The organism is Janibacter alkaliphilus (genome assembly GCF_013408565.1).
GTDB lineage: Bacteria > Actinomycetota > Actinomycetes > Actinomycetales > Dermatophilaceae > Janibacter > Janibacter alkaliphilus.
Map to the genome: position 1 here is coordinate 325,739 of NZ_JACBZX010000001.1, position 15,044 is coordinate 340,782.

Sequence of the window (15,044 nt, forward strand, 5' to 3'; positions counted from 1 at the left end):
CATCGATTCACCGCTGACGTCGGCCGTGGTGCGGCCCTCGGGTGAGACTGTCTGTCGTGAGCACACGAAGCCCTGTCGAGCCGTTGGCGAAGGTGCTCATCATCGAGGACGAGAAGACGCTGGCGGAGATGATCGCCGCCTATCTCGCCCGCAGCGGGTACCAGACCACAGTCGAGCACGACGGCGTCGCGGGAGTACACGCAGCACGAGAGCAGTCCCCAGACGTGGTGATCCTCGACCTGGGACTGCCCGGACTGGACGGCATCGAGGTCTGCCGCCAGATCCGCACTTTCAGCGACTGCTACGTCATCGTCGTAACCGCCCGGACGGAAGAGGTAGACACCCTGATCGGCCTGTCCGTGGGCGCCGACGACTACGTCACCAAACCCTTCAGCGTGCGCGAGCTGGTGGCACGCGTGCAGACGGTCCTGCGTCGCCCGCGGGGCGGGAACCCCGGCAACTCCACCGCTGCGGCAACCCCATGGGTATTCGGCGATCTTCAGGTCGACCCGCTCGGGCAGCAGGTCCACCTGAAGGGGGAACCAGTTCCGCTGACACCTACCGAACGGGATCTGCTGATGACCCTGGCCCAACGGCCCTCGATGGCCTTCTCCCGCACGCAGCTCATCGAGGAGGTCTGGGGTGGCGGCTGGGTCGGGGACGAGCACCTGGTCGACGTCCACATCGCTCACCTGCGACGCAAGCTCGGAGACAACCCCGATCTCGCTCGCTACATCACCACGGTGCGCGGCATCGGTTACCGGATGGGGCCTGGATGAACAAGCGCGTCAACAAGCTCTCCAAGGGTCTGGCGCCTCGATTACTGGCGGGCCAGATCCTGGTACTCCTTGCGGGAGCACTGACAGCCGGGCTCGTCGCCGCCGTTATCGGCCCCCCGATCTTCCACGACCACCTCCTCCAAGCGGGGCACCAGGAGAACACGCCCGAGCTGGTCCACATCGAGATGGCCTTTCGGGACGCTTCGCTCATCGCCCTGGGCGTGAGCCTGCTCATCTCTCTGACTGGGGCGACTGCGGTGGCCTGGTTCCTCGCCCGACGGCTGCGCCAACCGCTGGCGCAGATGACCTATGCCGCGCGCGAACTGAGCCGTGGCCATTACTCCACCCGCGTGCCTCATGTCGGTGCGGGGACTGAGCTCGAGACCCTCGCCGGAGCATTCAACGTGATGGCGGCCCGCTTGGAAGGAGTCGAGGACACCCGACGGCGGATGCTTTCCGACCTCGCCCACGAACTTCGCACGCCGATCGCGACCTTGAGCGCCTACCACGAGGGACTGCACGACGGCGTGGTGACCCTGGGTGATGACTCTCGTCTCGCGTTGACCGCCCAGACGGAACGGCTGGCGCGACTGGCCGAGGACATCAACGAGGTCTCCACGGCCGAAGAAGGACACCTCGTCCTCGACATCCAGCGACACAAGGTGGCCGACTTGTTGTGGGCGGCCTACGGGGACATGCGTGACAGCTACTCGGAGAAGGGCATCAACCTGGTCCTGGACGTTGACCAGGCGACAGGACTCGAGACCCTGGTCGATCCCGTCCGATTCGCCCAAGTCATGACCAACCTCCTCACCAACGCACACCGGCACACCCCCGCAGGCGGAACAGTCACCCTGACGGCCACCCGTGAAGACGGTGAGGCCATCATCACCGTCACCGACACCGGCGACGGCATGACCCCCGAGCAGGTACAGCACGCATTCGAACGCTTCTACCGCGGGGACTCGGCCCGCACCAACGACCAACGAGGATCTGGCATCGGCCTGACCATCAGCAAGGCCATCATCGACGCGCATCACGGAGGACTCACCGCATCCAGCCCCGGTCCGGGGAAGGGTTCGTGCTTCACAATCTCCCTGTCGCTCGGGCGCTGAGGCGCAAAGGCATCCTGGGAGCCAGTCGCGTTGCCTATCGTCTACGCACACCGGTTCCGTTCCAGGCTCGGCGAATCGGGAGCACTGCTAGCGCTTGGACCGCCGCCGCTTGACGTTGGCCTTTAACTGGGTGCGGAGCGGATCTCCGCGACCGTTGTCCCAGTCGCTCGGAATCGCGTCACCGATGACCTGGTAGGTGTTCCGATTCGCTTCGCGCTCAAACGCCGCCCCGCTGTTCCCCTTACGGGCATGCGATCTGGGCTGACGCCTGTGACCGAGTGTTCAGTGCGCGCTGTATAGTTCAGTCCATGCTGACTATTGCTTCGCGTCTCGACGTGATGAACCGCCTGGGTCGTGCACTGGCCGACCCCACTCGATCCCGGATCATCTTGACCCTGCTCGACCATCCCGCTTACCCGGCGGAACTGGCCCGAGATCTGGACCTGACACGCCCGAACGTGTCCAACCACCTGGCATGCCTGCGCGATTGCGGGATCGTCGTCTCCGAGCCCGAGGGTCGTCGGACACGATATGAGATCGCCGATTCGCACCTGGCGCAGGCGCTGACGGCACTGGTCGATGCCACCCTGGCAGTGGACGAAGACGCCCCGTGCATCGATCCCGCCTGCTCGCTTCCCGGATGCGACGCAGCTGGGGAGGGCGCATGATCCTCACCTCGGTCTTGCAGGCGATGGGCCTGTTCGCAGCGACCAACATCGACGACATCATCGTGCTCTCCCTCTTCTGCGCGCGAGGGGCAGGCCAGCGCGGCACTACCGCCCGCATTCTGGCCGGCCAGTACCTCGGATTCGCCGGCATCCTCGGTGCCGCGGTCCTGGTGACCATCGGTGCCGGAGCATTCCTGCCCTCGGCAGCCATCCCGTACTTCGGTCTCATCCCTCTGGGCCTCGGCCTCTGGGCCGCATGGCAGGCCTGGCGCGGAGACGATGACGACGATGACGACGAGGCCAAGGTTGCCGGCAAGAAGGTCGGCGTGTGGACAGTCGCAGGCGTCACCCTTGCCAACGGCGGCGACAACATCGGCGTCTACACCCCTGTCTTCCTCAGCGTGGAACCTCTCGCAGTAGTCGCCTACTGCATCGTCTTCCTCGCGCTCGTCGCGGTCCTGGTGGCCCTGGCAAAGTTCGTCGCCACCCGCCCCCCGATCGCCGAAGTGCTCGAACGCTGGGAGCACATCCTCTTCCCCATCGTTCTCATCGGCCTCGGCATCGTGATCCTCGTCAGCGGCGGAGCCTTCGGACTCTGACGTAGCGGCAGCGATCCAAACGGCCCCGACCGGGCGCACCCCTCTCGGTTCAGACCGCGACACCTACCTGCAGCCAGTCCTGCGTGATCGCGGCAACAAGACCGCCACGGAGCGCTGCAAAAACCCGCCACCAAGCGAACGAAGCCACACGCTGGTGTCGGAGTCGGGTCCGACGGAACCCCTCGACCGATGATTGTCAGCGGTCGGAGGGACTGCTGAAGGTTCGATTGACACCAGTTCTGTGGGGCCGTGAGGTCCCGCTGAAGGATGTCGGCATGCCTGCACCCCATCCCAAAGAGTTCCGTGACGACGTGGTCGCTGTCGCCCGCAAGGGCGAGACTCCGATCGCGCAACTGGCGAAGGACTTCGGGATCTCGGAGTCGTGTCTGAGGAATTGGCTCAAGGCCGCTGACGTGGAGGACGGGATCCGTCCGGGCGTGACGAGGGCTGACTCCGAGGAGCTGAAGGACCTCAAGCGACGCAACCGGGCCCTGGAGCAGGAAAACGAGGTGCTGCGCCGCGCAGCGGCGTACCTGTCGCAGGCGAACCTGAGGCTGGGTCAGTCCCCAAAATGACGTACCCGCTGGTCCTGGACCTTGCCGCTGACGGGATCCCCGTTGCGGTGACCTGCGGGCTGCTCGGGTTCTCCCGGCAGGCCTTCTACTCCTGGAGAGCTCACCCGGTCGGTGAGCGGGACCTGGTCGACGCGTACGCCACCAACGCCGCCTTCGAGGTCCACCGCGACGACCCCGGGTTTGGGTACCGGTTCATCGCCGACGAGCTGGCCGAGGCCGGGCACGAGATGTCGGAGCGGCGGGTGTGGAAGGTGTGCTCGCAGGCCGGGATCGTCTCGGCGCACGCGAGGAAGCGGGGTCGTTCCAAGAAGCCGGGGCCGCCGGTGCACGACGACCTCGTCGAGCGGGACTTCACCGCGGCCGAGCCGAACCGGCTGTGGCTGACTGACATCACCGAGCACCCCACCGGTGAGGGGAAGTTGTACCTGTGCGCGGTCAAGGACGTGTGGTCCCGCCGGATCGTCGGGTACTCGATCGACTCGAGGATGACCAGCCACCTCGCGGTCGACGCCTTGGAGATGGCCATCGCCCGCCGCGGCCGCGAGCAGGTGGCCGGGTGCGTGGTCCACGCGGATCGAGCCAGCCAGTTCCGCTCCCGTCCCTACGTCGCCGCCCTGCACCGGCACGGCCTGCGCGGGTCGATGGGCCGGGTCGCCTCCTCGGCAGACAATGCCGCGATGGAGTCCTTCTTCTCCCTGCTCCAGAAGAACGTCCTCAACGTCCGTCGCTGGGACACCCGCGACCAGCTCCGCCTGGCGATCGTCACCTGGACCGAACGCACCTACCACCGCCGGCGCCGGCAACGCGCCCTCGGCAAGCTCACCCCGATCGAGTTCGAGACCATCAACCGAGCCGCTCACGCGGCCTGAAACACCACACCGGAAGTGTCAACCAGACCTTCAGCAGTCCCGCCGCCTGCATCCACACCGTCATCGACGACCACTCCCGCGTGGCCTACGCCGAGATCCACACCGACGAGACCGCCGCCACCGCCGCAGCCGTCCTGCGCCGCGCCGTGGCCTGGTTCGCCGACCACGGCGTACGCACCGAACGCGTCCTGACCGACAACGGCCCCTGCGACAGCTCCCACACCTGGGCCAGAACCTGCACCGAGCTCGGCATCACCCACCGCCGCACCCGCCCCTACCGCCCCCAGACCAACGGCAAGGTCGAACGCTTCCACCGCACCCTCACCGACGGCTGGGCCTACGCCCGCCCCTACACCTCAACCAGCCAACGCAACCAAGCCCTCCAGCCCTGGCTCCACTTCTACAATCACCACCGCATCCACACCGCCATCGGAGGCCACCCACCCATCACCCGACCGAACAACCTCCCTGAACATCACACCTAGGCAGCTGGAAACGCCCACACTGCAGCCTGAGCGGACACCACCAAGGTGAGCGTCTGTGCGGACCAGGGGGAACGGCGGGTGACCGGCGCCGTCAGAACCGGACCGACGGTGACGCGGTCAGGACCAGGAGAGGCGAAGGGCGGCGAGCCGGGCCGCGAGTCCGGTCTCCTGGACGTCGGCGCTCCGTGGAGTGCTGGCGTCGTCGGCGCAGGCGTCGTCGGCGCAGGCGTCGTGCGCGCAGGCGTCGTAGACCACCACGGCGAGCTGGTCGGGGATGACGGCCGGCCCGAGATCGGGCAGCGGCTGGCCGGCGAGCTGCTCCATGAGGGCGCGCACCCCCGGCGCAGACGCGAGCGCGCGGTCCAGCGGCAGCTGCTGCCACCGCCGGACCGCGCGGACGAGCTCGGTGCGGACGTCCTCGGGGACGACGTCGCGGGGCGTGCTCACGCCCGACGAGCCATGGTCACTCGCTGCGCAGGCGACCCAGCAGGCGCAGCAGCTCCAGGTACAGCCACACCAGCGTGACGATGAGGCCGATGGAGAGCATCCAGCTGTACTTCTCCGGGGCGCCGGTCTGGATGGCGATGTTGATGTTGTCGAAGTCGATCGCCAGGTTCAGCGAGGCCAGCCCGACGGCGAAGAGAGAGATGCCGATGCCGAGCATCCCCGAGCCGCCGATGCCGAAGGCGGTGTCGGTGATGAGGGCGTAGCCCAGGTTGATGAGCGCGAAGACGAAGTAGCCGAGGGTCATCATGCCGACGACCGCGCGGAACTTCTGCCCGACCTTGACGATGCCGCTCTTGTAGAGCACGAGCATGGCGCCGAAGACGCACACCGTGGCCAGCACCGCCTGCACGACGATGCTGTCGAAGACGCTGGTGGGCTCGGCGCCGGTGGCCGCGACGTCGAAGACGTCGTAGTAGGAGCGGCTGATCGCCCCGACGAGCACGCCCTCGGCGGCGGCGAGCGCGACGATGAGCGGCACGTTGACCGTCTTCATGAAGGCCAGCGCGATGCCCAGGCCCAGGGTGGCGGCGATGCCGAGCAGTCCGAGGAAGGGCATCGTCGGCGCCAGGTACCAGGCGGGGGCCGCGGCCGCGAGCACCACCGCGAAGAGGCCCGCGGTCTTCATGAGCACGTCGTCGAGGGTGACCGCACGCTCCTGGGTGGGGGCCGGGCCGCCGTACTGCCGGTAGCCGGTGGGCTGTCCGGGGCCGCCCGGCTGCCCGAGCTGGTGACCGTGGCTGGCCTGCTGGACGCCGCCGGACTGGTCGTAGCCCTGCTGGTAGCCGCCCTGCTGGCCGTAGCTCTGCTGGCTGTAGCCCTGCTGCTGGGTCTGCTGACCGGCCGCGCGCTCCTGCGCGGACGGCTCGTGGAAACCGGCGTAGCCGGAACGCGCGTCCTTCTCGACACGCTCGAGGAAGGGGTTCGACATCAGGTCCTCCTGTCGGGGGGCCCGACGGGACGTCCGCCGGCTCCCCTTCATGCTACGGGGCGGGGCGCACGACGCCGCTACCGACCTGGGTCTACCTGTGGACGCGCCGCCCCCTTCCCCCGCCCACGACGCGGGCTACCACGCAGTAAGTGCTGTGATCACGACACTTACTGCGTGGTAGCCGGGTCGTTAGGGCGCGACGACGTGAGCGCGAGGGGGCTGCCAGACCGGGGTGGATCAGATCCCGTCCAGCGCCTGCTCCAGGTCCGCCAGCAGGTCGCCGGCGTCCTCGATGCCCACCGAGAGCCGCACGAGGTCGTTTGGCACCTCGAGCATCGAGCCGGCCGTCGAGGCGTGGGTCATCGCGCCAGGGTGCTCGATGAGCGACTCGATCCCGCCGAGCGACTCGGCGAGGGTGAAGATCTCGGTCCGCGCGCACAGCCGCTGCGCCGCCTCGCGACCACCGGCCATCCGCACCGAGACCATCCCTCCGGCGCGCCGCATCTGCCGCGCGGCTACCTCGTGCCCCGGGTGCTCGGGCAGCCCCGGGTAGAGCACCGAGGCGACCTCGGGCCGCTCGGCGAGGAGACCGACGACCGCCTCGGCGTTGTCGCAGTGCCGGTCCATCCGCACCGCGAGGGTCTTGATGCCGCGCATCGTCAGGTAGGCGTCGAAGGGCCCGGGCACCCCGCCGGACCCGTTCTGCAGGAAGGCGACGTCGGCGTCCAGCTGCTCGTCGTCGGTGATCAGCAGACCGCCGACGACGTCGCTGTGCCCACCGAGGTACTTGGTGCTCGAGTGCAGCACGACGTCGGCGCCCAGGCTGAGCGGCTGCTGCAGGTAGGGCGAGGCGAAGGTGTTGTCCACGACCAGGCGCGCCCCGGCCTCGCCGGCCACCTCGGCCACCGCGGCGATGTCGCCGATGTTGAGCAGCGGGTTGGTCGGGGTCTCCAGCCAGACCAGCTTGGTGCTCGGCCGGATCGCCGCCCGGATCGCGTCGACGTCGCCGACCGGGGCCGGGGTGTGCTCGATGCCCCACTGCGAGAAGACCTTGTCGATGAGCCGGAAGGTGCCGCCGTAGGCGTCGTCCGGGATGACCAGGTGGTCCCCGGGGCGAAGGGTGGCCCGCAGCAGTGCGTCGGTCGCGGCCATCCCGGAGGCGAAGGCGCGCCCGTAGGTGCCCCCTTCGATCGAGGCCGCGTTGGCTTCCAGAGCCTGCCGGGTCGGGTTGCCGGTGCGGGCGTACTCGAAGCCGCCGCGCAGACCGCCGACGCCGTCCTGGGCGAAGGTGGAGCTGGCGTAGATCGGAACGTTCACCGCGCCGGTCAGCGGGTCCGGCTCGTGCCCGGCGTGGATCGCCCGGGTGGCGATGCCCTGCCCGGAGCGTGCATCGGCGGCGCTCTTGCGCTCTGACATCTCTCAGCCCTTCGCTCGTGTGGAGATCTGGCCCAGCAGATCCTGCCGGGTGACGACGCCGACCGGCTTGCCGCCCTCGACGACCAGCAGCGCGTCGCGGTGCTCCAGCGCCGCGACCGCGTCAGCCGCCGGCTCGCCGGCACCGATCTGCGGCATCTTCTCGCTCATGTGCTGGCTCACCGGGTCGGCCAGCGAGGCGTGCCCCTCGAAGACCGCGGTGAGCAGGTCGCGCTCGGTCACCGACCCGGCGACCTCGCCGGCCATCACCGGCGGCTCGGCGCCGACCACCGGCATCTGGGAGACGCCGTACTCGCGGAGGATCTCGATGGCGTCGCGGATGGTCTCGGTGGGGTGGGTGTGCACCAGGTCGGGCAGCGCGCCGGACTTGCCGCGCAGCACGTCGCCGACGGTGGTCCGCTCGCCGTCGCCGGTGAGGAAGCCGTAGGAGGCCATCCAGCCGTCGTCGAAGATCTTGCCGAGGTAGCCGCGGCCGCCGTCGGGGAGGATGACGACGATCTTCGCGTCCGGCTCGCGCTCGGCGACCCGCAGAGCGCCGACGACGGCCATCCCGCAGGAGCCGCCGACGAGCAGCCCCTCCTCGAGGGCCAGCCGCCGGGTCATCGCGAAGGACTCGGCGTCGGAGACGGCGACCACCTCGTCCGGGACGGACGGGTCGTAGGCGCCGGGCCACATGTCCTCGCCGACCCCCTCGACGAGGTAGGGGCGGCCGCTGCCGCCGGAGTAGACGCTGCCCTCGGGGTCGACGCCGACCACCCGGACGCGGCCCTCGGCCCGGTCCTGGGAGATCTCCTTGAGGAAGCGGCCGGTGCCGGTGATGGTGCCGCCGGTGCCGATGCCGGCGACGAGGTGGGTGATCTCGCCGTGGGTCTGCTCCCAGATCTCCGGGCCGGTGGTCTCGTAGTGGCTGGCCGGGCCGTTGGGGTTCTCGTACTGGTTGGGCTTGAAGGCGCCGGGGATCTCGGCGGCGAGCCGGTCGCTGACGCTGTAGTAGCTGTCCGGGTGCTCCGGCGGGACCGACGTCGGGGTGACCCGCACCTCGGCGCCGTAGGCGCGCAGCACGTCGATCTTGTCCTTGCCGACCTTGTCCGGGCAGACGAAGATGCACCGGTAGCCGCGCTGCTGGGCGACCAGCGCCAGGCCGACGCCGGTGTTGCCGCTGGTCGGCTCGACGATGGTGCCGCCGGGCTGGAGGTCCCCGGCCTCCTCGGCCGCGGTGACGAGCTTGAGCGCGATCCGGTCCTTCACGCTGCCGCCGGGGTTGAGGTACTCGATCTTCGCGGCGACGAGGCCCGATCCGGGCGGGACGACGCGGGACAGGCGCACCAGCGGGGTGCCGCCGATGAGCTCGGTGATGTGGTCAGCGATCTGCATGCCCACATCGTGGCACGCCTCACAACCCCTCCCCTTCGCCCTGCCCCCACTCCCCAACCCCCTAGGCAGCTGCACCCGCTCAGGCTGCAGGCTGAGCGTCTGGGACGAAGGTGAGCGCCTGTTGTCCAGGACGTCCGGAGGGGGTCTGGGACGGCCCAGAGCGACCCGCTCACGTCCGGCGCGGCGCCAGCCAGGCGCGGCGCGTCACGCTGTGTCTCGTCGGTGCCCCCGACGGGAGTCGAACCCGCACCGGAAGCGATTTTAAGTCGCCTGCCTCTGCCAGTTGGGCCACGGGGGCAGGGCCACCCTAGGGCGCACCGCCGGTGCACCAGGTGCACCGAGCCGCTCACGTCGTCCAGACCCGCACCTGGCCGGGCAGCTGCGCACCTGAGCCAGACAACTGCCCGGGCAGTTGCGCATGTGAGCCGCAATTTGCCCGGGCAGTTGCGGAGGTGGCTGCAATTTACCCGGGCAGTTGCGCATGTGGGCTGCGATTTACCCGGGCAGCTGCGGAGGTGGGCTGCAATTTGCCCGGGCAGCTGCGGAGGTGGGCTGCAATTTACCCGGTCAGCTGCGGAGAGATGGGGCGCCAGGTGGGGGTGGGCGGGTTACGGCGGGTGTGCGGGACCGGGGAGGTCAGCCGTCCTCGGGCGCCCCGGCGTGCGACGCGGCCTCGATCGAGAGCGCGATCCCGTCGAGGATGTCCTGCTCGGAGGCGGTGACGGTCACCTCGGGCCCGGTGGCGGCGACCACGCGGGCGATGACCTCGTGCCAGACGAGCGCGCCGGCGCCGATGACGTCGACCCGCCCCGGGTGCATGAAGCCCAGCGCGGCCCGCTCGTCCCGGGTCATCGCGAGCAGCTCGGCCGAGGAGGTCATCATCTGCTCGGCGCTGAGCCGAGCCAGGTGGATGGCCGAGCGGTCGTACTCCGTCAGCCCCAGGGCGTGCGCGGTCACCGTGGTCACCGAGCCGGCCAGCCCGACGAGGGTGCCGACGCCACCGAAGCCCACGCTGGCCTCGGCCTCGTCGAGGGCGGTGGCGATGTCCCACCGGGCGGCGTCCACCTCCTCCTGGGTCGGCGGGTCCGAGCGCAGGTGCCGCTCGGTCATCCGCACGCAGCCGATGTCCAGCGAGGTGGCCCCGACCACCTCGTGCGTGCCGCGCACCACCTCGGTCGAGCCGCCGCCGAGGTCGACGACGGCATAGCTGCCCTCGAAGCCCGCCGCGAGCAGCCCACCGGTGGCACCGGCGAAGGACAGCCGGGCCTCCTCGTCGCCGGAGACCACCTCCGGGCTCACCTCGAGCTCGCCGAAGGCCCGGCGGATGCCGGTGACGAACTCGTCCGCGTTCTCCGCGTCCCGCGAGGCCGAGGTCGCCACGAAGCGCACCGCGCCGGGAGCCACCTCGTGCTCGCGGCACAGCTGGGCGTACTGCGCGGCCATGTCGATGGTCCGCGCCAGCGCCGCCTGGTCCAGGTAGCCGGTGCGGTCCACCCCCTGCCCCAGACGCACGACCTCGGTGCGTCGCAGCACCTCGGTCAGCGTCGGCACTCCGGTCTCGGCATCGGTCTCGACGTCCGCGACGAGCAGGCGGATCGAGTTGGTGCCGCAGTCGACGGCTCCGACCCTCATCGGGTGCTCCCTTCGTCATCGCTGCCGCAGCAGCCGCCCCGCCACCACTGCGGCAGCATCTCCAGGGCTTCGTCTCCGAGCGGGTTGACGCCCGGCCCGGCGGCCAGGCTGTGTGCCACCAGCACGTGCAGGCACTTGACCCGCGTCGGCATCCCGCCGGCCGAGACCCCCGCGATCTCCGGTACCTCTCCGAGCTCGGCCCGGTCGGCCAGATAAGCCTCGTGCGCCCGCCGGTAGGCCGCGGCGAGGTCGGCGTCCTGCTCCAGCCGCGCGCTCATCCGCGCCATCACCCCCTCGCTCTCCAGGGTGGAGATCGCCCCGGTCAGCCGAGGGCAGGTGGCGTAGTAGGTGGTGGGGAAGGGGGTTCCCGCGGGCAGCCGGGGGGCGGTCCGGACGACGGCCGGGCAGCCGCAGGGGCAGCGCGCCGCGATCTCGAGCACGGCGCGCGCGGGCCGCCCCAGCTGGCGGGTCACGGCATCGAGGTCGGCCTGGGCGACCCGGGCGAGGTCGTTGCCGTCGGCGTCGTGGCTCACGGGGTGGCGTTCGGGTCGTCGGCGGCCTCCACCGACGAGGACAGCTGGTCGTACCACGGCTGGTCGGCCGACCCGGTGGCCGTGCCGGTCTCGGCGTCCACGCCGCTGCCGTCCTCGGCGTCGATCACGGTGTAGGACTTCTCCCCCACCTTCACGAACTTCAGCCGCTGGCGTGCCTGGGCCTCGACGTACTCGTCGGTGGACCACAGCTCCTTCTCCCGCTCCAGCCGGGTGACGTCGACCTCCTGCTCGCTCACCTGCGCCTGCAGGTCGCCGAGCTCCTGGCGCTGGTCGTAGTAGGACTTCGCGGTCGGGAAGAGCATGACGCCCAGCAGCGCGACGAGGACGCCGAGCACGGTCCAGCGGGCCGGGTTCATCTCGTCCCGCAGCCGTCGCCGCGGACCGCCGCCTCCGCGGCCCCCGCCCGTGGGTCGTGCGCCGGCGGCGCTCCTAGCTCCCGAGCCCTTCGTGCCGGCACCCTGCGTGCCCGAGCCCTTCGCGCCAGGCGCCGTCGCGCTCCGCGCCGACCCGGCGGGTCGACGGTTGGCCGACCCCGTGCCGGGACGCGCGGACGACCGCGCCCCGCCGGGGGTGCGCCCCGACCCGGACGGGCGCGCCGAGCCGCCCCGCCCGCCCGGGCGGGCGGCGGGGCGTCGGCTCGGCGTACCGGCCATGCTGGATCAGGCGCCGAACCGCGGGAAGGCGCTCGCGCCGGCGTAGACCGCCGCCTCGTCGAGCTCCTCCTCGATCCGCAGCAGCTGGTTGTACTTGGCGACGCGCTCGGAGCGGGCCGGGGCGCCGGTCTTGATCTGCCCGCAGTTCGTGGCGACGGCGAGGTCGGCGATGGTGACGTCCTCGGTCTCGCCCGAGCGGTGGCTCATCATGCAGGTGTAGCCGCTGCGCTGGGCGAGGGCGACCGCGTCGAGCGTCTCGGTGAGCGAGCCGATCTGGTTGACCTTGACGAGCAGGCTGTTGCCGGCGCCCTCGTCGATGCCGCGGCCGAGCCGCTCGGGGTTGGTGACGAAGAGGTCGTCGCCGACGAGCTGGACCTTCTCGCCGAGGGCGGCGGTGATCTCCACCCAGCCCTTCCAGTCCTCCTCGTCGAGCGGGTCCTCGATGGAGACCAGCGGGTAGCTGTCGACGAGCTCGGCGTAGTACTCGACCATCTGCTTGGCGGTCTTCTTCTTGCCCTCGAAGGTGTACTTGCCCTTGTCGAAGAACTCGCTGGCGGCGACGTCGAGGGCCAGCGCGATGTCGGTCCCGGGGGTGTAGCCCGCCTTCTTGATGGCGTCGACGATGAGGTCGAGGGCGGCCCGGTTGCTGTCGAGGTTCGGCGCGAAGCCGCCCTCGTCGCCGAGCCCGGTGGACAGGCCCTTGTCCTTGAGCACCGACTTCAGCGCGTGGTAGACCTCGGCGCCCCACCGGACCGCCTCGCGGAAGCTGGGCGCGCCGATCGGCGCGATCATGAACTCCTGGATGTCGACGTTGGAGTCGGCGTGGCTGCCACCGTTGAGGATGTTCATCATCGGCACCGGCAGCAGGTACGCGTTCGGCCCGCCGACGTAGCGGAAGAGGGGCAGCCCGGCGGACTCGGCGGCGGCCTTGGCGACGGCCAGGGAGACGCCGAGGATCGCGTTGGCGCCGACCTTGCCCTTGTTCTCGGTGCCGTCGATGCTCAGCATCTCGCCGTCGATCAGCCGCTGGTCGCTGGCCTCGAAGCCGACGAGCTGCGGCATGAGGTCGTCCTCGACGGCGCGGACCGCGTCCTCGACACCCTTGCCGAGGTAGCGCTTCTTGTCGCCGTCGCGGCGCTCGACGGCCTCGAACTGGCCGGTGGAGGCGCCGCTGGGGACGGCCGCCCGGGCGATGGTGCCGTCGTCGAGGGCGAGCTCGACCTCGACGGTGGGGTTGCCTCGGGAGTCGAGGATCTCGCGGGCGCCGATGGCTTCGATCGTGGCCACAGTCGTGCTCCTGTCGATGGTCGCGGGGTCGTGGGAGGCGTGGGCCTCGTCTCGACCCTATGACCGAGGGTATCCGCGGGGCCAGCCGAGGACGCCGAGCGAAACGCGGCCACGGTCGGGCCCGGCACGTCCTCGGCCGGGGCTGACCGGGACAGACCGGGCTCAGCGGCGGCGGGCTGCCTTCGCCGCCCGCTCGGCCGCCTTGATCTCCTGCCACTGCGCCTGGACCTCTTCGGGGGTCGAGGCGTCCGAGTCACCGAAGACGTGCGGGTGCCGGCGGACGAGCTTGGCCACCAGGGTGGCGGCCACGTCGTCGATGTCGAAGGGGGGCCAGCTCGCGCCGTCCTCCCCGGCCACCGGGGTGGCTCCCTCGGCGCCCACCCGGGCGTGGAAGAGCACCTGGAAGAGGACATCCCCGAGCTCCTCGGCGACGTCCTCGACGTGCCCCTCTGGGGTCTGCAGCGCGGCGATCGCCTCGGCCGCCTCGCCGGCCTCCTCGGCGAGGTAGGGCAGCAGGCTGGTGTGCGTCTGCTCCCGGTCCCACGGGCAGCCGCCCTCGGAGCGCAGCCGGTCCATCACGGCGACCGCGTCGAGCAGCCGCCCGCCGGGCACGTCCCAGGAGCCGACGAGCACCTCGACCTGCGGCGGGTCCTGACGGCGGCTGACCTCGGCGGCGAGCGCGTCGGACAGGCCGGGGTCGCCGTCGGCGGAGCCCAGCCAGACGACGTCACCGTCGGCGGTGGCCTCGACCAGCCGCACCGCGGTGCGGTCGGGGTGGCCCAGGGCGTCACCGACCAAGGTGACCTCGATCCCTTCGGCCATGACCGCGCCGGCCAGCGGGTCGTCGAGGTCTCCGGCGAGCACGGCGCCGCTGGCGGAGACCCGGTCCAGGGTGCGCCAGGCCTCGCGGCTGAGCAGTCCCGGGGCGACGCGCGGGCTGCTGACGAGCAGCGTCAGCGTGGCCGCCGCGGTCACTGGGTGGGCATCTCCGTCAGGCCCGGGTCGCCGGCCGGCTCCTCGGTGACCTCCAGCCAGGCCGGGTCCTGCTCGGCGTAGCGCGGGCTGAAGGAGACGTCCTTGGCGGCCAGCTCCGCCTCCAGCTCGGCGGACTCGGGCAGCTGCGCCTGCTGCACGACGCTGCCGACGACGTAGGCCTTGAGCACCTGCACCGACTCCTGGGTGGGCGTCACCTCGATCTCGCCGAAGGCCCGCTCGATGATGCCGTCGCTGGGCACGGTGAAGTTCTGCTGGGCCAGCGCCGGCACCTCCGCGAGCACGTCCGTGCCGAAGGTGGCGTACTCGTCCGCGTAGGCCAGGTAGTGGCTGACCTCCTCGGGCGTGAGCTCCTGGGCCTGCTGCCCCTGGCTGAGGAAGGTGTTCACCTGGGTCGTGGCGGTCTGCACCTCGCCGACGGTGTAGGTCTCGTCGCCGCTGACCACCGCGGTGGCCCCGGAGCCCCCGGCCGCGGCCTCGTCCTCGTCGCTGGCGCCGCAGGCGCTGAGGGTGAGGGCGCCGGCGAGCGCCAGCGCGGCCAGCGCGCGGGGGCGGGAGGTGCGGGTCACGGGGTTCCTTCCGACGACAGGTG

Annotated in this window: 15 protein-coding genes, 1 tRNA gene and 1 pseudogene; 6 read left to right on the forward strand and 11 right to left on the reverse strand. The window is 70.7% G+C overall.

The features are described from left to right. Positions 1–56: 56 nt before the first annotated feature. From BJY28_RS01520 to BJY28_RS01545, 6 genes and pseudogenes are all read left to right on the forward strand, one after another. Entirely contained in the window at positions 57–779 is a 723-nt protein-coding gene (locus tag BJY28_RS01520) for a response regulator (protein WP_343036904.1), read from the forward strand. Further along, the gene (locus BJY28_RS01525) at positions 776–1,894 is read left to right on the forward strand and encodes a sensor histidine kinase (RefSeq protein ID WP_179461443.1); all 1,119 of its coding nucleotides are present in this window, start codon (positions 776–778) and stop codon (positions 1,892–1,894) included. The genes BJY28_RS01520 and BJY28_RS01525 overlap by 4 nt, the downstream gene beginning before the upstream one ends. A 308-nt stretch (positions 1,895–2,202) precedes the next feature. Beyond that, positions 2,203–2,562 carry a Cd(II)/Pb(II)-sensing metalloregulatory transcriptional regulator CmtR gene (gene cmtR, locus BJY28_RS01530; RefSeq protein ID WP_006590980.1) on the forward strand — a complete coding sequence of 120 codons (360 nt, stop codon included), beginning with the start codon at positions 2,203–2,205 and terminating at the stop codon, positions 2,560–2,562. After that, on the forward strand, positions 2,559–3,161 hold the full coding sequence (locus tag BJY28_RS01535) for a cadmium resistance transporter (protein ID WP_179461444.1): 603 nt from the start codon (positions 2,559–2,561) through the stop codon (positions 3,159–3,161). Before cmtR ends, BJY28_RS01535 begins: the two co-directional genes overlap by 4 nt. A 275-nt stretch (positions 3,162–3,436) precedes the next feature. Continuing rightward, positions 3,437–4,605 (forward strand): IS3 family transposase gene (locus BJY28_RS01540; RefSeq protein WP_425485692.1). Its coding sequence is split into 2 segments (ribosomal slippage): positions 3,437–3,697 and positions 3,700–4,605, totalling 1,167 coding nucleotides; the frame shifts between segments, so codons are not numbered across the junction. Positions 4,606–4,649: 44 nt separating this feature from the next. Further along, a pseudogene (locus BJY28_RS01545) lies at positions 4,650–5,090 on the forward strand (integrase core domain-containing protein); the annotation flags it as partial. Positions 5,091–5,207: 117 nt separating this feature from the next. On the opposite strand, the gene BJY28_RS01550 reads toward BJY28_RS01545, so the two are convergent. The 11 genes from BJY28_RS01550 to BJY28_RS01600 form a co-directional block, all read right to left on the reverse strand. Beyond that, positions 5,208–5,537 (reverse strand): hypothetical protein, encoded by a 330-nt coding sequence (locus tag BJY28_RS01550; protein ID WP_179461445.1) that lies wholly within the window; start codon positions 5,535–5,537, stop codon positions 5,208–5,210. A 16-nt stretch (positions 5,538–5,553) separates the two neighbouring features. Then, positions 5,554–6,525 carry a Bax inhibitor-1/YccA family protein gene (locus tag BJY28_RS01555; RefSeq protein WP_246313323.1) on the reverse strand — a complete coding sequence of 324 codons (972 nt, stop codon included), beginning with the start codon at positions 6,523–6,525 and terminating at the stop codon, positions 5,554–5,556. A gap of 237 nt (positions 6,526–6,762) precedes the next feature. Continuing rightward, the gene (locus BJY28_RS01560) at positions 6,763–7,941 is read right to left on the reverse strand and encodes a cystathionine gamma-synthase (RefSeq protein ID WP_179461446.1); all 1,179 of its coding nucleotides are present in this window, start codon (positions 7,939–7,941) and stop codon (positions 6,763–6,765) included. A 3-nt stretch (positions 7,942–7,944) separates the two neighbouring features. Beyond that, positions 7,945–9,333 carry a cystathionine beta-synthase gene (locus BJY28_RS01565; protein ID WP_179461447.1) on the reverse strand — a complete coding sequence of 463 codons (1,389 nt, stop codon included), beginning with the start codon at positions 9,331–9,333 and terminating at the stop codon, positions 7,945–7,947. Positions 9,334–9,556: 223 nt separating this feature from the next. Continuing rightward, positions 9,557–9,631, reverse strand: a tRNA-Leu gene (locus tag BJY28_RS01570). A 338-nt stretch (positions 9,632–9,969) separates the two neighbouring features. Continuing rightward, positions 9,970–10,965 (reverse strand): Ppx/GppA phosphatase family protein, encoded by a 996-nt coding sequence (locus BJY28_RS01575; RefSeq protein WP_179461448.1) that lies wholly within the window; start codon positions 10,963–10,965, stop codon positions 9,970–9,972. Then, positions 10,962–11,498 (reverse strand): DUF501 domain-containing protein, encoded by a 537-nt coding sequence (locus tag BJY28_RS01580; RefSeq protein WP_343036905.1) that lies wholly within the window; start codon positions 11,496–11,498, stop codon positions 10,962–10,964. Before BJY28_RS01580 ends, BJY28_RS01575 begins: the two co-directional genes overlap by 4 nt. Beyond that, positions 11,495–11,875, reverse strand: coding sequence for an FtsB family cell division protein (locus BJY28_RS01585; protein ID WP_179461450.1), 381 nt, complete (start codon positions 11,873–11,875; stop codon positions 11,495–11,497). Before BJY28_RS01585 ends, BJY28_RS01580 begins: the two co-directional genes overlap by 4 nt. Before the next feature lie 303 nt (positions 11,876–12,178). After that, entirely contained in the window at positions 12,179–13,459 is a 1,281-nt protein-coding gene (gene eno, locus BJY28_RS01590; protein ID WP_179461451.1) for a phosphopyruvate hydratase, read from the reverse strand. A 162-nt stretch (positions 13,460–13,621) separates the two neighbouring features. After that, a complete protein-coding gene (locus tag BJY28_RS01595) occupies positions 13,622–14,434 on the reverse strand; it encodes a MazG nucleotide pyrophosphohydrolase domain-containing protein (protein WP_179461452.1) in 813 nt (270 codons plus the stop codon). Then, positions 14,431–15,021, reverse strand: coding sequence for a hypothetical protein (locus BJY28_RS01600; protein WP_179461453.1), 591 nt, complete (start codon positions 15,019–15,021; stop codon positions 14,431–14,433). Before BJY28_RS01600 ends, BJY28_RS01595 begins: the two co-directional genes overlap by 4 nt. Between the last annotated feature and the right edge of the window lie 23 nt (positions 15,022–15,044).

Bases quoted from the DNA above. Each gene is read 5' to 3' on its own strand.
- BJY28_RS01560 (WP_179461446.1), bottom strand. From the start codon at position 7,941: ATGTCAGAGCGCAAGAGCGCCGCCGATGCACGCTCCGGGCAGGGCATC.
- cmtR (WP_006590980.1), top strand. From the start codon at position 2,203: ATGCTGACTATTGCTTCGCGTCTCGACGTGATGAACCGCCTGGGTCGT.
- BJY28_RS01585 (WP_179461450.1), bottom strand. From the start codon at position 11,875: ATGAACCCGGCCCGCTGGACCGTGCTCGGCGTCCTCGTCGCGCTGCTG.
- BJY28_RS01525 (WP_179461443.1), top strand. From the start codon at position 776: ATGAACAAGCGCGTCAACAAGCTCTCCAAGGGTCTGGCGCCTCGATTA.
- BJY28_RS01565 (WP_179461447.1), bottom strand. From the start codon at position 9,333: ATGCAGATCGCTGACCACATCACCGAGCTCATCGGCGGCACCCCGCTG.
- BJY28_RS01575 (WP_179461448.1), bottom strand. From the start codon at position 10,965: ATGAGGGTCGGAGCCGTCGACTGCGGCACCAACTCGATCCGCCTGCTC.
- BJY28_RS01535 (WP_179461444.1), top strand. From the start codon at position 2,559: ATGATCCTCACCTCGGTCTTGCAGGCGATGGGCCTGTTCGCAGCGACC.
- BJY28_RS01555 (WP_246313323.1), bottom strand. From the start codon at position 6,525: ATGTCGAACCCCTTCCTCGAGCGTGTCGAGAAGGACGCGCGTTCCGGC.